Source organism: Flavobacterium granuli (assembly GCF_900129705.1).
Lineage (GTDB): Bacteria > Bacteroidota > Bacteroidia > Flavobacteriales > Flavobacteriaceae > Flavobacterium > Flavobacterium granuli.
In genome coordinates this window covers 166579-183733 of the sequence record NZ_FQWO01000002.1, presented here as the reverse complement: position 1 = coordinate 183733, position 17155 = coordinate 166579, and the positions used below count along the sequence as shown (strand labels likewise).

Genomic DNA, 17155 nt, shown 5'->3' with positions numbered 1-17155 from the left:
CGATAGCAGTATTAATCAATCACCATCTCCGGAATTTCGCCTTCTATGATCAATTCGGCCTCAGTAGAAGCAATAATATGTTCTACGGAAACACCAGGAGCTCGTTCGAGTAATTTAAATCCCTTTGGAGTTATTTCTAAAACGGCTAGTTCAGTCACTACCTTTTTTACGCATCCGACACCTGTTAATGGAAGGCTGCATTTTTTTAGAATTTTAGATTCTCCGGCTTTGTTGACGTGCATCATCGCTACGATAATATTTTCGGCAGAAGCTACCAAATCCATCGCGCCACCCATTCCTTTGACCATTTTTCCTGGAATTTTCCAATTGGCTATATCGCCATTTTCGGCTACTTCCATTGCGCCCAGTATAGTTAGGTCTACATGTTGCCCGCGAATCATCCCAAAACTCAAAGCCGAGTCAAAAAAAGAGGCTCCGGGTAGGGTTGTGATGGTTTGTTTTCCGGCGTTAATGATGTCAGCGTCTTCTTCTCCTTCAAAAGGGAATGGACCCATGCCTAGAACGCCGTTTTCGCTTTGAAATTCGACTGCAATTCCTTTTGGGATATAGTTGGCTACCAATGTTGGAATTCCGATTCCCAAATTAACGAAATAACGATCTTTTAATTCTTGGGCAATTCGTTTTGCGATCCCTATTTTGTCTAACATAGTGTTAACTTTTTATTTTTATTAACCATTGAGAAATTAAGATTCATTAAGCTTTACCTTGACTGAGTTTTATGCTTAAATAAAGAGCATTTTTTTAAAACTCAATATTAGCTGATCACTCAAAACTGAATACTGATTACTTTTTTTGCCTCACTGTTCTTTGTTCAATTCGTTTTTCGTATTTCTCTCCCTGAAAAATACGCTGTACAAATATCCCTGGAATATGAATTTGATTTGGATCCAATGTTCCGGCTTCTACTAATTCTTCTACTTCTGCAACCGTTATTTTGGCTGCGCCGGACATGCAAGGGTTGAAATTTCTAGCAGTTCCTTTGAATATTAAATTTCCTGCAGTATCCCCTTTCCATGCTTTTACAATGGCAAAATCAGCTTTGAAAGCCTGCTCCATCACATGCATTTTCCCATTGAATTCGCGAGTTTCTTTCCCGTTAGCTACTTCGGTTCCATATCCAGCGGGAGTGAAAAAAGCAGGGATTCCCGCTTGGGCGGCACGACAACGTTCGGCCAATGTTCCTTGCGGAATAAGTTCAACTTCTAATTCTCCGGAAAGCATCTGACGTTCAAATTCGACGTTTTCTCCCACATAGGATGAAATCATTTTTTTGATTTGTCTTTTGTGCAACAATAAACCAAGACCAAAGTCATCCACACCGGCATTGTTTGAAATGCAAGTTAGATCTTTAGTTTCTTTCTTTACCAGTTCGGCTATAGAATTCTCTGGAATTCCACATAATCCAAATCCACCTAGCATTATGGTCATGCCGTTTTCAATTCCTTGAAGGGCATCTTGAACGTTATTTACTTTTTTGTTGATCATATTCTATTGAGCTTTTTGTCCAGAGCGTTCGTTGGTGTTTCTTTTTATTCGATTCTTGTGAACAATGAAATAGAAAGTTGCACAAGAATCGAGAGTGTTTTTAAATTAGAAATCAAATTCTTCTGTATCTTGTTGAATAACAGTGGTGTCTTTAACAACAGGAGCACGGTAACAATCTACCTTTATGGAAAGATTTGCAGGTCTTTCAAACTCTTGTTTTGATACTTTTAATTCGGGATCAGCATAACATAGCTTCATGAAATAACCCCATATCGGTAAGGCTGCGGTTGCTCCTTGTCCATAAGTTATTGTTTTAAAACGGGCGGAACGATCCTCGCAACCTACCCAAACACCGGTAACTAAATTGGGAACCATTCCCATAAACCAACCATCAGATTGGTTTTGTGTCGTACCTGTTTTTCCTGCAATAGGGTTTGTAAACATATAAGGGTATCCTGTCCATCTATTGTCCCCGCTTCCTCCTCCTTGGGTTCTAAGCCTAGATCCGGAGCCGCCTTCGGTAACTCCTTCGAGTAATTTTATAACAGCAAAAGCAATGTCTTTATTCAAAACGTCGTGAGATTCAGGAATGGGTTCATAGATGACAACGCCACTTTTATCTTCAATTCGGTTTAAAAATTGTGGTTTAGTATAAACTCCCTGATTGGCAAAAGTACTGTAGGCCGCAACCATATCTTCAACGGTAATGTCTACGGCTCCCAACGCGATCGATGGTTGAGCAGGGATGTCCCCTTTTATTCCTAATTTATGTGCAAGAGTAATCACTGCTTCAGGTCCGGTTTTGTCTATTAGTTTTGCCGATATAGTATTGATTGAACCAGCCAATGCTTGTTTCAGAGTAACCATACCGCGGTATTTATTATCAGAATTTTTAGGTTCCCAGTCTTCAGTAACGTGATGACGCCCTTTGCGAATCATAAACGGACCGTCAATAATGGTGTCACAAGGGGACATATTCAATTGTTCGATAGCTGTTGCGTAAACGAAAGGTTTGAAAGTAGAACCCACTTGTCTCGCTCCTTGACCTACGTGGTCGTATTGAAAATATTTGTAATTAATTCCTCCGACCCAGGCTTTGATATTCCCTGTTTGTGGTTCCATAGCCATCAAACCGGATTGTAAAAAATGTTTATAGTAACGAATAGAATCCAATGGAGTCATAATCGTGTCTTTTTCTCCTTTCCAGGTAAATACAGTCATTTTTGTTTTTACTTTGAAAGATTCAATGATTTCCTCGTCACTTTTATCCATTGATTTCATAACAGTCCACCTGTTTGAGGATTTCATGGCCTGTGTTAAAATTCGTTGGGTTTCAGCCTCTGAGATATTTACAAAAGGTGCATTTTTATTATTTTTTGACTGAATAAAAAACTCTTCCTGAAGATTCGCCATGTGAGCTGAAACAGCTTCTTCGGCATGCAATTGCATTCTGGAATCAATGGTGGTGTAAATTTTTAATCCGTCTTTATAGATGTCATAGTCAGATCCGTCTGGTTTTTTATTTTGCTCTACCCATTTTTTCATGTAATCGCGCAGGTATTCTCTAAAATAAGTGGCTGTTCCTTCTCTGTGACTTTCCAGTTTGAATTTTAGCGAAATAGGCAAACTTTGCAATTTCTCCTTTTGCTCTTTCGTGATCATGTGCTCTTTTTCCATTTGTGCAAGTACCACATTTCTACGGTTTTTTACTCCTTGCGGGTTTCTTACCGGATTGTAAAGTCCTGAGTTTTTGAACATTCCAACCAGAATAGCCGATTCGTCAATGGTCAAATCTTTTGGCGCTTTTGAAAAATAGGTTTGGGCCGCTGAGCTCACCCCCACGGAATAATTTCCAAAATCATATACATTGCAGTACATGGCCAGGATTTCATTTTTGGTATATTGTCTTTCCAGACGAATGGCAATAATCCATTCTTTGACTTTTTGTACAATTCTAAAAGGCAGGAATTTAGAACCTTCGCCGTGAAACAATTGCTTGGCTAATTGTTGGGTCAAAGTACTCGCTCCTCCGCTTGTTCCTAAACTTGCAATTGCTCTCAAAGTTCCTCTTCCGTCAATACCGGAGTGCTCGTAAAAACGTTCATCTTCGGTGGCAACTAAGGCATCTACCAGGTTTTTTGGCAAATCGGAGTATTTTAATTGAGATCTGTTTTTTTGGAAGTATTTACCCAAAACCACCCCATCTGCCGAAATGATTTCCGTGGCTAAATTAGAATCCGGATTTTCTAAATCCTCAAAAGAAGGCATGGAACCGAAGAGTCCCCAAGAGGCAAATAAGAAAAACAGAAGGATTCCTCCCATTCCGTAAAGGAAAAACTTCCAAAATGCTTTCGTATAATACTTATAATCTTTGTCAGTATTAGTAGTCTTATTGTTGTTTTTTGCAGCCATAAATTATCTTAGTCTTTTTTTTCAATTCGTAAACCCACTTCTGTAATTCCTTCTAATAGAGTAACTCCGGGTACTTTTCCGGTTTCTCGGATCGCTTGTTTTATGTTGACTTTGTATTTCCCTTTAAATTTTACATTCTCCTTGTAAAATAATTTGCTTTCTTTTATATCAGTAAAACCATTGCCTAGCAAAGAGCCGTCTGGGTTTGCCATTTGATATTCCAGCGTATCCACTTTGGTATATCCATTTGGTTTTTCCAAAGTAACAATCAAAAAAATATTATTGAACTGATAATTGTTATTGTCCCTTATATTTATAAACAAATCATACCGTTTTGTAGAGTCCAATACCGGTAGGTTAAAAGACACAATACTGTCTTTATGCCAGGCGCTGCCTACAGATTTGTATTCGTCAAATATTCTTTTCTCATCGCACGAAGAAATTAGAATCGCAATCAAAAGGAGAAAAACACTATTTTTTATTCTCATTTTTTTTAATAATTATTGGTTTTCTTGGCTCCGCCGGTTTTTTCTCGTTTGAAGGATTTGGGCGTTTGTTATTGTTATTTGCAGGTTTGTTATTGTTGGTGGTTGCTTTGTTTTTATTGGCAACAATTACATTTTCACCCGCAGGTTTTGGTTTTTTGTTTGGTTTTTTCTTTTTCTTAGGTTGGTCAAAGCGGGTTAAACTTTCTTGTCCCATTGCATTATTAAAGTCTTTTTCTCTTTCCTGAACAATTTCGATTGCAAAATCCTCCAGAGCCGAAACTTTCTTCTTGAGTTTGTTTTCGGCAATGATTTCCTTCACTTTTTCAATTTTCAATACATGCCAATTGGCAAAATTATTCGTATAGGCAAACCACATCAAGCCTTTGAATATATCTTGTTTTTGACAGATAGCATCTCCCTTTTCAGTAACTAATTTGGTGTCGAAATCAGGGAAACCTTTCAGGGCATCCATGTAAGTGTCTAACTCATAGTTTAGACAGCATTTCAATTTTCCGCATTGTCCCGCTAGTTTTTGTGGGTTTAAGGACAATTGCTGGTAACGTGCCGCTGAGGTATTTACACTCCTGAAATCGGTTAGCCAAGTAGAACAGCATAATTCTCTTCCACAAGAACCAATTCCTCCTAAACGGGCGGCTTCCTGACGGAAACCTACCTGTTTCATTTCGACTCTGGTGCTGAATTCTTTAGCAAAATCTTTGATTAAAAGCCTGAAATCGACCCTGTCATTTGCTGTATAATAAAAAGTGGCTTTGGAGCCATCTCCTTGAAATTCAATGTCAGAAATTTTCATTTCCAGTTTTTGAGCAATCGCCAGTTCACGTGCTCTAACCTTCATAGGCTCTTCTTTGGCTCTTGCTGCCGACCAGATATCGATGTCTTTTTGGGATGCTTTTCGGTAGATTTTTGGAATCTCATTGCTGTTCGAATTGACTCCTTTTTTCTTCATTTGAATTTTTACCAATTCTCCTGTCAGTGTTACAATTCCAATATCATGTCCGGGAGAAGCTACTGTAGCTACGATGTCTCCCATGCTTAGGGTCAATTTTTCGGTATTGCGAAAAAAATCTTTTCTTCCATTCTTAAAACGAACTTCGACACAGTCAAAAGGAGCTTCACCATTGGGTAAACTCATATTAGAAAGCCAATCGAAAACAGTTAATTTATTGCAGCTATCGGTGCCGCAAGTCCCATTATTTTTACAACCCTTAGGTGCGCCACCATCAGAAGTTGAACAACTTGTACATGCCATAATTTTATATGTAGTGTTGTGACTGGCACAACTTAAGTTCTTAAAACGATTAATGTGTAAAGATAGTATTTTTTAATTTTATGTTACAACCGTTGAAAATGTAGGCAGGTCATAAATATTTATTAAAAAACCCATTGCGATTATTGTCGTAATGGGTTCGTTATTAGTGTTTTTAAATGATTTTTTAAGCTCATTTTACCGTGATTATTTTCTCAGACAGCTTTTTACGGTCAGTTTGCAATTTTTAACAATCGCGTGATTACGTGGTTTTAAGGTATTTTATGTCGTTATAAATTAGTCTAAAATTTTGTATAATTTATCAGATAAACGAACACGGAAAGGTAGAGTAAATGTCACTTTATCAGCAATTTTGGCTTGAGTTGCTTCGGTTCCGTTGACAAACATTTTTTCTAAAACCAATTCTTGGTTTCCGGTTGTAGGTCCGGAGATTAAAATTTTATCACCAATGTTTAATTCTTGGTTTTCGATGGTAAAAAGTCCCACTTGAGCTTTAACATAATAATGTTCGGCTTTGCCAAGTAATACTTTTTTTACTTTTATTTTTTGGCGAATGTCTTTGGTTTTTGGAATTGTTGCCAGAGCAACATCCGTTAGTTCTCCGGAATGTTTGAATTTTAAACTTTCAGATTTTCCTTTACGGAACACTTTGTTACCAACTTGCTTTCCTTTTCTTAATTTCAATTGTTCTTCCCAAGGCAAATGGATGGTTTCATGACATTCGGTAGAACAGCAATTTTCCATAGCCGCTTTACAGTCGTCACATTGTATGAATAACAAATGACATCCGTCGTTGGCACAATTAGTATGATTGTCGCAAGGTTTTCCGCATTGATGGCATTGAGAAACAATATCTTCGGTTATTCTTTCGCCCAAACGGTTATCAAATACGAAGTTTTTTCCAATGAATTTACTTTCTAAACCTTCTTCTTCAATTTGTTTTGCATAATTGATGATTCCGCCTTCTAATTGGAACACATTTTTAAATCCTTGGTGTTTGAAATAAGCACTTGCTTTTTCACATCGAATTCCACCAGTGCAATACATCACCAGATTTTTATCTTCTTTGTGATCTTGAAGTTGCTCATTGATTATGGGTAAACTTTCTCTGAAAGTTTCTACATCAGGAGTAATGGCGCCTTTAAAATGACCCACTTCGCTTTCGTAATGATTTCTAAAATCAACTACGATAGTATTGGGATCTTCTAGAATTTCGTTGAATTCCTTGGCTTTTAAGTGAATTCCTTTGTTAGTTACATCAAAAGTTTCGTCGTTTAGTCCGTCAGCAACAATCTTGTGACGCACTTTGATGGTGAGTTTTAAAAAGGCGTGATCATCATGTTCTACGGCTACATTCAAACGAATGCCTTGCATGAAATCATAGACTTCCAGAGTTGCTCTAAAAGCTTCAAAATTTTCGGCAGGAACGTTCATCTGAGCGTTGATGCCTTCGTGGGCAACGTAAATTCGACCTAGGGCATCAAGTGCGTTCCAGGCTAGAAATAAATCGTCTCTAAATTTTTTAGGATCTTCAATTTTGGCATACGCATAGAAAGACAACGTAAGACGTTGTTTGCCCGCTTGATCAATCAGTTCGGCTCTTTCTTCTGCGCTTAAGGTGTTATACAGTTGCATGCTATAAACGTTTAAGTGAGAAAATATGTTGTGAGTTCTAAATGGAAGAATTCGGGTGCAAAGTTAGTTTTTTACCGCAAAGTCGCAAAGTTTTTACGCAAAGTTCGCCAGGTTTTAAAAAAGTATGCTGTTGCCTAACCGATTTGTATTGAGATTTTGGATTTGGAAATAGCTACAAATAAAAAAACCACGCATAAACGTGGTTTTTAATTTTATTTTTGGGACAGATTAACAATACTCGTTGAAAGCATCTTTCAAGTTTTCTGCAATCATTTCAGCTGGGCGACCTTCAATGTGGTGACGCTCTAACATGTGAACCAATTCTCCGTTTTTGAACAAAGCCATAGATGGCGATGATGGAGGAAAAGGGAACATGTGCTGTCTTGCTGCATCTACTGCCTCTTTGTCAACACCGGCAAAAACCGTGATTAAATGATCCGGTTTTTTGGCTCCTTCTAAGCTCATTTTAGCTCCCGGACGTGCGTTTCTTGCGGCACAACCACAAACTGAATTTACAACTACAAGGGTAGTTCCTTCTGCTTTGATTGCGTTTTCTACTGCTTCTGCACTATGTAAATCTTGAAAACCTGCAGATGTTAATTCTGCCTGCATTGGTTTTACCATTTCTTCTGGATACATATCGTTGTATTTTAAATATTAATTTTTCAATAGGCAAAGTTACGAAGTTTACAAAGAACTCCATTATTTGCATTATAAAGTTTTGTTATTGTTTGATAGGCGTTCTGTTTTATCGAAATAAATAAAGCGGTGAACGCATTAAAGCTTTAATAAATGGTATTTTTGGGCATTTTAGAATCACTTTTAAATCTTCAAATAAAGAGGTTTCTTCATCGAGAAATTTGAAAATCAAAGCAGGCTTTCCTTTTTTAAACATCGATGAAAAGATAGTCGCTCCCAGATGGTTTTTACGGTCCAAAATATCCAAAAGCAAGAGGTCGTAAAACCAAAATTTGTTTTTTTTATGAAATCTTGTCAAGTCTTTTTCCTTTTGTAAAAAAGAGACTAATTGAGTCGATTTTTTATCGGAATTTCTAAAGGTGTAGCCGGTGCTGGCTTTGGTCCATCCGCCGGCAGTTCCTATATTGAGCACTCTGTGGGTGTTTTTTTTCCAAAAAGGATAACAAGTCATCGGTATACTGCCTTGTTCTTTTTCGATAATTTTATAATTTTTGATTCCCAGTTTTCGGATGTATTTTTCAATTTCCTGTTCGTATTCTTCCTTTTTTAAAAGATGATGCGAAAACAAAGTGTATTCTAATAAGGCTTCGGTAGCCGAAGTGGGCAAGACATACATAAAACGGGTATTGCCTTTTTGTTCCACCGAAAAATCCATGAAAGTGGCTTGTTCTGGATTGAAAACGGGATCTTCACTTTGGATAAACCAGCCTATAAAATGCTGTTGTAATACGGGATACTGGATTTGTGTTTCAACTTCTAATTTTCGATAAATGCTATTCAAAAGTTTTTCGCAAGTGTAATTTCCTTTTTCTGTTGCTACAAAAACATGATTTTCGAGTTCATTGATGTCGGTTAGTTTTTCATTTGCAAAAGTGATATTTGACTGTTTTAAAAGCAACTCAAAAACCAGATTGTAAAAATCCAATCCTCTGACCATGTTGTATTGATAGGGTTGTAAATCTAAATTTCTGCTGAAATTAGCATTAGAAAACTGTGCCGAATGCCATTTTTTAGCGATTGATTTTTCCCAGATTGATTTTTCCTCTTGCCAGAAACACCAAGTCCTGTCATTGGTTTTCTTTGTGTTTTCATCAATCAGTAAAATGTTTTTATCTTGAAACTTCCCGGATACAACCATTTTGTAGACTGTCATTAATGCTGCTAAACCGGTGCCTGTAAAAATGTAGTCGTAGTGTTTCATATTTAGATGAGGAAATTCTTTTCAAAAATAAGGAATTATTTCAACTCGTCAAGTATTCGCAACAGTGCTTTGTCGTCAATGAAAGAGTGTTGTTGAAATACTATAGTGTTGTCCTTTTCTAAAATGGTCAAAGTAGGGTAAACAATTTGGTTGTTTATAGTAGCTAAGGCTGTAGCCAATTCGTGTATTCCGGTATTCGGTCCCGTTGGTTTGAAACGAAAAAGATGATTGTTGAACATAATCTCCTTTTTTGACTCGGAATCTAACGCAATGAAATAGAATTCGTCATTTAGTTTTTTAATAACAGCAGGATTTTTAAAGCTGCTGTTTTGCATTATTTTGCAATAGGTACACCAAGAAGTGTGAATAAATACCACAATGGGTTTTGGATTTGCTTTAGCTAATTGTGTTACTTCTTCAAAAGAATGCAACTTCAGTTGGGCAAAACCCGAAGGAATTGCCCAAAAGAAAACTAGCATTATGAGAATATATTTCTTCATTATTTTAAAGTATAGCGCAAGCCAAAAAAGCTTCTGATTCCTTGATTGGGGCCGTAGACATAGCTGGGGTCAAAGCTTAATGCATACGGATTATCAGGAGTCGTTTTTACATTGCCATTGTTGTCGTATTGTACATTTTTGTCGAAAGGATCATTTGCACGGGCAATTATAAACGGATTTCCTTTATTGGGCGTCCAGTTCAGTAAGTTTTTTACTCCGCCATAAATTTCGATATTTTTCAATTTGTTGAAGGTAAACTGAATGTTTTGGATGCTCCATGTAGGTGAATATTCTTTTCTAGGGTCCAGATTTCCTAATAAAGGCAAACGCATCGGTCCATAAGCATTTCCAGTATAATCAACATCTAAAAATAAGTTGTTGATTCGGTAAGAAATGGCCCAGGTTGCCGAAAATTTTTCGGTTAGGATCTGTCGTGTTGTGATGTTGTGTTCCGTTTTGGAAACATCCATATAGGTGGCGCCCAGAATCATTTTTAGCCCGTTGTTAAAAACAAAATCTGCATTGGTACTTATTCCTTTGGTAACCGCATAGCCATCTAGGTTTCGGTAAATTATCTGATTGGGATTGCTGTCATAGTCCGGAATAATGGAGTTGGTAAAATGAGTGTACCAAGCGGTAGTTTCCAGTCCTATGAAATTACCGTTATGGGTGTAGATTTTTTTTAAGTAGTTCAAGTTGACGTTATATGAACGCTCCGGTTTTAATTCTTCCAGAACAATTACATCACGGGAACCGGTTAAAGCGGCATGCTCTTCGGTAAAAAGATTGACAATTCTGAAGCCTGTTCCTGTGTTGAAACGCAAAATGTTGTTGTCGTTAATTTTCCATTTGTAAGCCATTCTAGGAGTGAAAATTGAGCCGTGATTGCTGTTGTAATCGTAGCGCGCTCCCAGTAGCAGTTTGTGGGCATCATTAAAAGTGATTTCATCTTGTATAAATAAACTTGGAATCCAATTGATGTCTTCTTTTAGAGTAGCGGCGGTATTATCATCGTAATATTGATAGCGAAGAGCAGTGCCAAAAAGTAAATCGTGATTATTCATTTTTTTATCCCAAGTCAATTGACCGAAACCGATGCGCTGCTTTGCCAAGTATGGAATCTCGCCATAAACGGAGTTTTGGTCGTGATCGGTATAAGAAAAAGAGAAGAGCATTTTCTCTGCAATTGGCAATTCATAGGCTCCAAGTAATTCCCAGCGTTTGGTATAAATGCTTTCGCCATATACTTCATTTCCGCCACGGTTTTTTTTCTGCCATTGGAGTTCGCCGCCCCAACGGTCTTCATAGAAATAGCGTCCAGCCAGAGAGAATAATTTGTTGTTTTTGCGGTTAAAATTCCATTTTTGGAAAACGGAGATTCTGTCCTGCAAGGTCAGATCGGTAAAGTTGTCGTTGTTATTGTCAATCGGGTTGCTGTAGTTGAAATAATTAATTCCGGTTAGCAAGGATGCGGTTTTGCCAATATTGGTTTTGAAACCCAAATCAACATTGAGTTCTCCCCAATCGGTGAGGAAGGAATCAGCTGAAAAAAGAGGAGCATTTTTCGGGTTTTTAGTGATTATATTGATTAACCCGCCTACGGCTTCGCTTCCGTATAAAGACGAAGCAGGGCCTTTGACGATTTCGATACGTTCCAATAAAGAATTAGGAATTCCAGACAAACCATAAACGGTTGATAGCCCGCTCACAATGGGCATTCCGTCTATTAAAACTAAGGTGTAAGGTCCTTCAAGGCCATTGATGTGGATGTCACCGGTGTTGCAAACATTACAATTCAATTGTGGGCGCACTCCGTTGACGTTTTGCAAGGCTTCAAAAATATTTGCCGTTGGGTTTTTCTTGAAGAATGTGGGTTTATAGACTTCAACAGGAACGGGGCTCTCTATTCGGGATACCGGTTTCAGGGTTCCTGTTATGACTACTTCGTCTAAGGTATTGTTTTCTTTTAGATCAAAATCCAAAACAATCGTCGTGGTATCGTTGACCATGATGGTTTTTGTTAGGGATTTTAGACCAGCGTAAGAAGCAATGATTTCATAGTGTCCAATGTTAAGGCCTGTAAAAACAAAGTCGCCCTCTTGATTTGTGATGGTAGTTTTTTTGGTGTTTTTTAATACAATGTTGGCGTGCTGTAATGGCATTCCATCCGAAGAAACCTTTCCTTTTATACTGGTTTGAGCAAATGACGCAATAGTGATTTGAATAAAGAAAAGCAAAATTAGATTTCTCACGACTATATTTTTAGATTAATTTATATTTTAAATTTAGACAAATCTAAAAATTATATTTCATAAAGCAAAAAAATACAATTATATTTGCTTCAAATAGTTAAAACATGGGTAAGTCATTAGAAGAGGTTCATGGATCAGTTGCTACACAAAACAAAAAATCAGTTTTCAGAAAAATATTAGCTTTTTTTGGCCCCGCTTATCTGATTAGTGTAGGTTATATGGATCCGGGGAATTGGGCGACTGACATTGCCGGAGGGAGTCAGTTTGGGTATTCCTTGCTTTGGGTATTATTGATGAGTAATATCATGGCTTTGTTGTTGCAAAGTTTGAGTGCGCGATTGGGAATTGTTACCCAGCGTGATTTAGCGCAGGCATCTCGGGAGACTTATTCTAAATTTATCAATTATATTCTTTATTTTTTGGCCGAAATTGCCATTGCGGCCTGTGATCTTGCCGAAGTGTTAGGAATGGCCATAGGTATAAACCTTTTGTTTGGTATTCCCATGATTGAGGGGGTAATGATTACAGTATTAGACACTTTTTTATTATTGTTTTTGATCAATAAAGGCATCCGAAAAATGGAAGCATTTATTATTGCTTTGGTTGCCGTTATTGGGATTTCGTTTATTTTCGAAATGATTTTCGCTCAACCGGAGATGGATAAGGTACTTCTTGGATTGATTCCGTCAATGCCTAATGAAGCTGCATTGTACATTGCCATTGGAATTATTGGAGCTACGGTTATGCCTCATAATTTGTACCTGCATTCCTCTTTGGTACAAACCAGAACATTTGACAGAAGCAATGCGGGAATCAAACAGGCATTGAAATATAATTTTATCGACTCGACCATTGCCTTAAACTTAGCTTTTTTTGTAAACGCTGCGATTTTAATTTTGGCGGCAGCCACATTCTATAGAAACGGGATGTTTCAAGTGGCCGAAATTCAGGATGCACATCAGTTTTTAGAACCGCTTTTGGGAACCAAATGGGCGCCTGTTTTATTTGCCGTAGCTTTGATTGCCGCAGGGCAAAGTTCAACAATAACAGGAACATTGGCAGGCCAGATTATTATGGAAGGCTATCTGAATCTAAGGATTCAGCCTTGGGTACGCAGAATTATTACCCGTTTAATTGCTATAGTACCAGCCGTAATTGTGATCAGTATTTTTGGAGAAGGAGTAACGGGAAAGTTATTGATTTTAAGTCAGGTGATTTTGAGTTTGCAATTGGGATTTGCTATTATTCCGCTGATTCATTTTGTGAGTGATAAATCAAAAATGAAAGGTTTTCATATTGGTAAAGTAACCCAAATTGCTTCTTGGGTTGTTGCTACAATTATCGTTATTCTAAATGCAAAATTGGTTTTTGACGAAATAAAAGGTTGGCTCGAAACTTCTCAAAATCCTTTGTTGCTATGGCTTACGGTGGTTCCCTTGGCAATAGCTTTCTTGGTTTTGTTGTTGTACATCGTTTTTAAACCATTTATTTCGAAAGCTAAGATTGATATTCAAAATCATTCGCCACATAATTTAAAGTTAGAGTTTTCTAAGTCCGTAAAAGGAGATAAGAAAAATGTTGCTGTGGCATTGGATTTTTCCAGTGCTGATGAAGTGGCTTTGAATAGCGCTTTTGAATTAGGCGGAGTAGATGCAAAATACACCTTAATTCATGTGCAAGAATCGGTAGGGGCTATGATTTATGGTGAAAATATAGAAGATCACGAAACCTTGATCGATGAAAAAATATTGAAAGAGTACAAGGAAATGCTTTCTGAGAAAGGGTTTGCTGTAGAGACTAAATTGGGATTTGGGAATCCTGATAAAGCAATTCCTGAGATTATAAATAAAGGAAATTTTGATGTTTTGGTTATGGGAACTCACGGGCATACCGGTTTTAGGGATTTGATTTTTGGGACAACCGTTGACAAGTTGCGCCATAAAATTTCTATACCTTTGTTGATTGTTAAAAATTAGGTTTCTTAGAAAGATAAAGCTCTTCTCTAAATCTAAAATCAATATTCTAAAATTTAAAATCAAATGACTTTTTCTGAAGAAAATTATCTCAAAGGTATTTATCATCTGACGCTGGCCTCCAATTCAGAGGTGAGTACTAATGCTATTGCTGAAATGATGGAAACGAAGGCGTCCTCGGTCACGGATATGATCAAGAAATTGGCCGAGAAAGATTTAGTTAATTATAAAAAATACCAAGGGGTTTCTTTGACCGAAAAAGGAAAGTTGGCCGCCAAAATGATTGTGAGAAAGCACCGTCTTTGGGAAGTTTTTTTGGTCGAAAAATTAGATTTTTCCTGGGATGAGGTACATGATATTGCAGAACAATTGGAACACATAAAATCAGAAAAATTGATCAATAAGCTGGATGATTTCTTAGGAAATCCAACCGAAGATCCTCATGGTGATCCCATTCCTAATGCCGATGGACAAATTTTGAAAGTAGAAAAACAATTGCTTTCCGAGTTGTTAGAAAATCAAAAAGGAATCTGCGTTGGGGTGAAAGATACTTCTTCTGAATTTTTGAAATATCTCGACAAGCAAGGAATTGCGTTGGGCTCCAAAATTGAAATTATTGGAAAAGAAAGTTTTGATTTATCCTTAAAAATAAAAGTAGATGCTGTTGACTTGACTATTTCCAATAAAATTGCGAGTAATCTTTTTGTGAAGTTAACCTAGCGAAAAATAATTCTATTTTCCGCTTTTAAAACCAATTAGTTTTCGGTATTTCTGTTCACTTTCCTCTAAAGCGCTCTCGAGCTGTTTGTAATACGTAATGTCTTTTATATTAGCCACAGCGGCAATAATGTAATTGTTTTCATCAACGATGGGTCTGCCACTGATGATGACCCTTTTTTTGTTTTTGGTTTCTGAATCCGCAATGATAATTTCAACATCATCCGTTGATTCTCCTTTTAGGGCTTTTTCCAAAGGAAGGTTTTGGGAAGGGAAAATGGTTTGTTCATCAGGATAATAAAGATCGTATTTAGCTGACCAATCCAGGGTGTTGTGGGTTTCGCTATCTTGTTTGATGCCTATTATTTCTTCGGCCATGTGATTAGAGAGTACAATTCTTTTCTGGGTGTCAGTAACAATAATTCCCTCACCTATATTTTCCAGAATTAGTTTTAATTTCATTTCATTAAGGCGCACCAATCTGTCGGCTTCTATTTTTTCATTTTCCAGTTTTTTACTTAAAGAGATATCTTTGATAAAGGCGATAAAAATATGTTTTCCCAGAATGCTAGCTGTAGAAACAGTTAATTCAATATCAAATTCGATGTTTTTTTTGTTGAGTGCGGTAATTTCTACCGTTTTGTTGATGTAAGGTCCTTCTGAGGTTTCAAGGAAATGTTGAAAACCTTTCATGTGACTTTCTTTGTACTGTTCCGGAATGATTAGGTCCCTCATTTTTTTTCCTAATACCTCTTCAATGGGCCAGCCGAATATTTTTTCGGCCTGTGGGTTCCATCTGAGGATATTTCCTTCTTCATTAATTACAATTAATGCATCTGGAGCTTCGTTAAAGATGGTTTGTAATTGATCTTCGCTTTCTTTTAATTTTTGTTCGGCAGCTTTCCTTTCGGTAATATCTCTCATAATAGATTTATGACCAGTTATCCTATTTCCTTCTCTCAATTGGGTTACGGTTTGTTCAATCCATTTTTGATCTCTTGTTTTTGTAATGATAGGGAAGGAATAAAGTGTTTCATCAATCTTATGTTTGTATTGATTCAGATAAAATTCAGCGACACGTTCTCTCCATTCCGGGGCTACGAGTTCTGAGATATTTTCTCCAATGAGTTCTTCTTGGCTATAGCCGGTTAATTTTTTACAGGCAGGATTGATGTAAGTGAAATTTCCTTTATAATCGGTTGTGTGGAGCACATCGCTGGTATTTTCGACAATTTCTCGGTATTTCTCTTCACTTTTTCGAAGGGTTTCGATGGCTTTTGCGAGTTGGTCAGTGCGTTCGATGACTTTTTGTTCGAGTTCCTCGTTTAGTTTTTTAATTTCATTTTCTGAGTTTTTTCTTTCCGTGATGTCATGAAAAACAGCTACAGCGCCAGTAATATTACCGAGTTCATCTTTTAATGGACTGGCAGACATTACTATAAAATTGCCTATCGTTTTTTTATAATTTTGGATAAAAATTTCCAAATTATCAAGCTCTTCTCCATTTAAGGCTCTAACCAAAGGAAGTTCATCGGTTTTAAAAAGGTTTTTGGTTTCGGGCCAAAAAACGCCATAAGTTTCGCTCCATTTCTCTTGAGAGATATCCAGAAGACCAATTCCAATTATTTTTTCACTGGCTGGATTCCAAAGAATGAATTTTCCTTTTTCATCAACCACTACTAAGCCGTCTCCCATATTCTGTATTACGGACTGTAAAAGGGTATTTTGTTTGTTTAATTGTTCCTTGGACAGCGCGACTTCATTATCTCTTTTTTCGATTGTGGAAAGCATATCATTAAGTCCAGTTGCCAAAATGCTAATTTCATCTTTTCCGTCTACAGTTATGCGCATTCCATAATCGGCGGTATCCTTAATTTTTTGTATCACAGTAACCAAGTTCAGTAAGGGTTTTGAAATATACATTTTGATGATCATGGCAATTAAAAACGCAAGCACAGTTCCTACAAGCAGCAACACGATTCCTAATCGTAAAACATCCATTTTTATTTTATTCAATTCTGAGAGTTCAAAGCGCATTACGACGTGTCCTACGGTTTGATTGTCTTTAAGGATTTTATGGTAAACAAGGAGATTTTGATCTGTAAACTGAATGTTTTTTTGTCTCTCATTTGGAATTACAAATTGAAATTTGGGATCGGAACCCTTTTTTGTGTATGAAGCAAAAACTTTTCCGTTTTTGTCTAAAATACTTGCATTTAATATATCTGTTTGTCCCTTTAATTCAGACAAACTTTTGTTTGCGGCAGTATTGTCCAAGAATTCTAGAGCCGAAATGCTGTTGAAACCTATCATTTGGGCAATGGCAATGGAAGTGGTTTCTTTTCGGTCTTTAAATCCTTTGATGTCGATCAATACAAAGGCGGTAATACATATGCCTAGTACAAGTGCTGAGGTGAAAACTTGCATCAATACAAGTTTATTTTTGATTGATATGTTTTTTAAATTTATCATTGTTGGCGGTAT

13 protein-coding genes are annotated in these 17155 nt (G+C 37.0%); 2 read left to right on the top strand and 11 right to left on the bottom strand.

Translation table 11 applies throughout. The features are described 5' to 3' along the window. Positions 1 to 11: 11 nt before the first annotated feature. The 10 genes from BUB25_RS03760 to BUB25_RS03715 form a co-directional block, all read right to left on the bottom strand. A complete protein-coding gene (locus BUB25_RS03760; RefSeq protein WP_072940197.1) occupies positions 12 to 668 on the bottom strand; it encodes a CoA transferase subunit B in 657 nt (218 codons plus the stop codon). A 136-nt stretch (positions 669 to 804) separates the two neighbouring features. Continuing rightward, positions 805 to 1506 carry a CoA transferase subunit A gene (locus BUB25_RS03755; protein ID WP_072940194.1) on the bottom strand — a complete coding sequence of 234 codons (702 nt, stop codon included), beginning with the start codon at positions 1504 to 1506 and terminating at the stop codon, positions 805 to 807. 105 nt (positions 1507 to 1611) lie between these two features. Then, on the bottom strand, positions 1612 to 3918 hold the full coding sequence (locus tag BUB25_RS03750) for a penicillin-binding protein 1A (RefSeq protein ID WP_072940191.1): 2307 nt from the start codon (positions 3916 to 3918) through the stop codon (positions 1612 to 1614). 8 nt (positions 3919 to 3926) lie between these two features. Next, the gene (locus tag BUB25_RS03745; RefSeq protein ID WP_072940188.1) at positions 3927 to 4406 is read right to left on the bottom strand and encodes a gliding motility lipoprotein GldH; all 480 of its coding nucleotides are present in this window, start codon (positions 4404 to 4406) and stop codon (positions 3927 to 3929) included. Further along, positions 4390 to 5676 carry a PSP1 domain-containing protein gene (locus tag BUB25_RS03740; RefSeq protein ID WP_072940186.1) on the bottom strand — a complete coding sequence of 429 codons (1287 nt, stop codon included), beginning with the start codon at positions 5674 to 5676 and terminating at the stop codon, positions 4390 to 4392. The genes BUB25_RS03745 and BUB25_RS03740 overlap by 17 nt, the downstream gene beginning before the upstream one ends. A 294-nt stretch (positions 5677 to 5970) precedes the next feature. Next, entirely contained in the window at positions 5971 to 7329 is a 1359-nt protein-coding gene (gene trhO, locus BUB25_RS03735; RefSeq protein WP_072940183.1) for an oxygen-dependent tRNA uridine(34) hydroxylase TrhO, read from the bottom strand. Positions 7330 to 7557: 228 nt separating this feature from the next. Beyond that, a complete protein-coding gene (locus BUB25_RS03730) occupies positions 7558 to 7968 on the bottom strand; it encodes a BrxA/BrxB family bacilliredoxin (protein ID WP_072940180.1) in 411 nt (136 codons plus the stop codon). Positions 7969 to 8077: 109 nt separating this feature from the next. Further along, positions 8078 to 9229, bottom strand: coding sequence for a lycopene cyclase family protein (locus tag BUB25_RS03725; protein WP_072940177.1), 1152 nt, complete (start codon positions 9227 to 9229; stop codon positions 8078 to 8080). Positions 9230 to 9264: 35 nt separating this feature from the next. After that, a complete protein-coding gene (locus BUB25_RS03720; protein ID WP_072940174.1) occupies positions 9265 to 9729 on the bottom strand; it encodes a thioredoxin family protein in 465 nt (154 codons plus the stop codon). Continuing rightward, positions 9729 to 11981 (bottom strand): TonB-dependent receptor, encoded by a 2253-nt coding sequence (locus BUB25_RS03715; protein WP_072940171.1) that lies wholly within the window; start codon positions 11979 to 11981, stop codon positions 9729 to 9731. Before BUB25_RS03715 ends, BUB25_RS03720 begins: the two co-directional genes overlap by 1 nt. A 104-nt stretch (positions 11982 to 12085) precedes the next feature. On the opposite strand from BUB25_RS03715, the gene BUB25_RS03710 reads away from it, so the two are divergent. Then, positions 12086 to 13957 carry an Nramp family divalent metal transporter gene (locus tag BUB25_RS03710; protein WP_072940168.1) on the top strand — a complete coding sequence of 624 codons (1872 nt, stop codon included), beginning with the start codon at positions 12086 to 12088 and terminating at the stop codon, positions 13955 to 13957. Positions 13958 to 14020: 63 nt separating this feature from the next. After that, positions 14021 to 14674, top strand: coding sequence for a metal-dependent transcriptional regulator (locus tag BUB25_RS03705; RefSeq protein ID WP_072940165.1), 654 nt, complete (start codon positions 14021 to 14023; stop codon positions 14672 to 14674). A gap of 12 nt (positions 14675 to 14686) precedes the next feature. Here the strand turns inward: BUB25_RS03705 and BUB25_RS03700 are convergent, their stop codons facing one another. Continuing rightward, entirely contained in the window at positions 14687 to 17143 is a 2457-nt protein-coding gene (locus BUB25_RS03700; protein ID WP_072940162.1) for a PAS domain S-box protein, read from the bottom strand. Positions 17144 to 17155 lie beyond the last annotated feature (12 nt).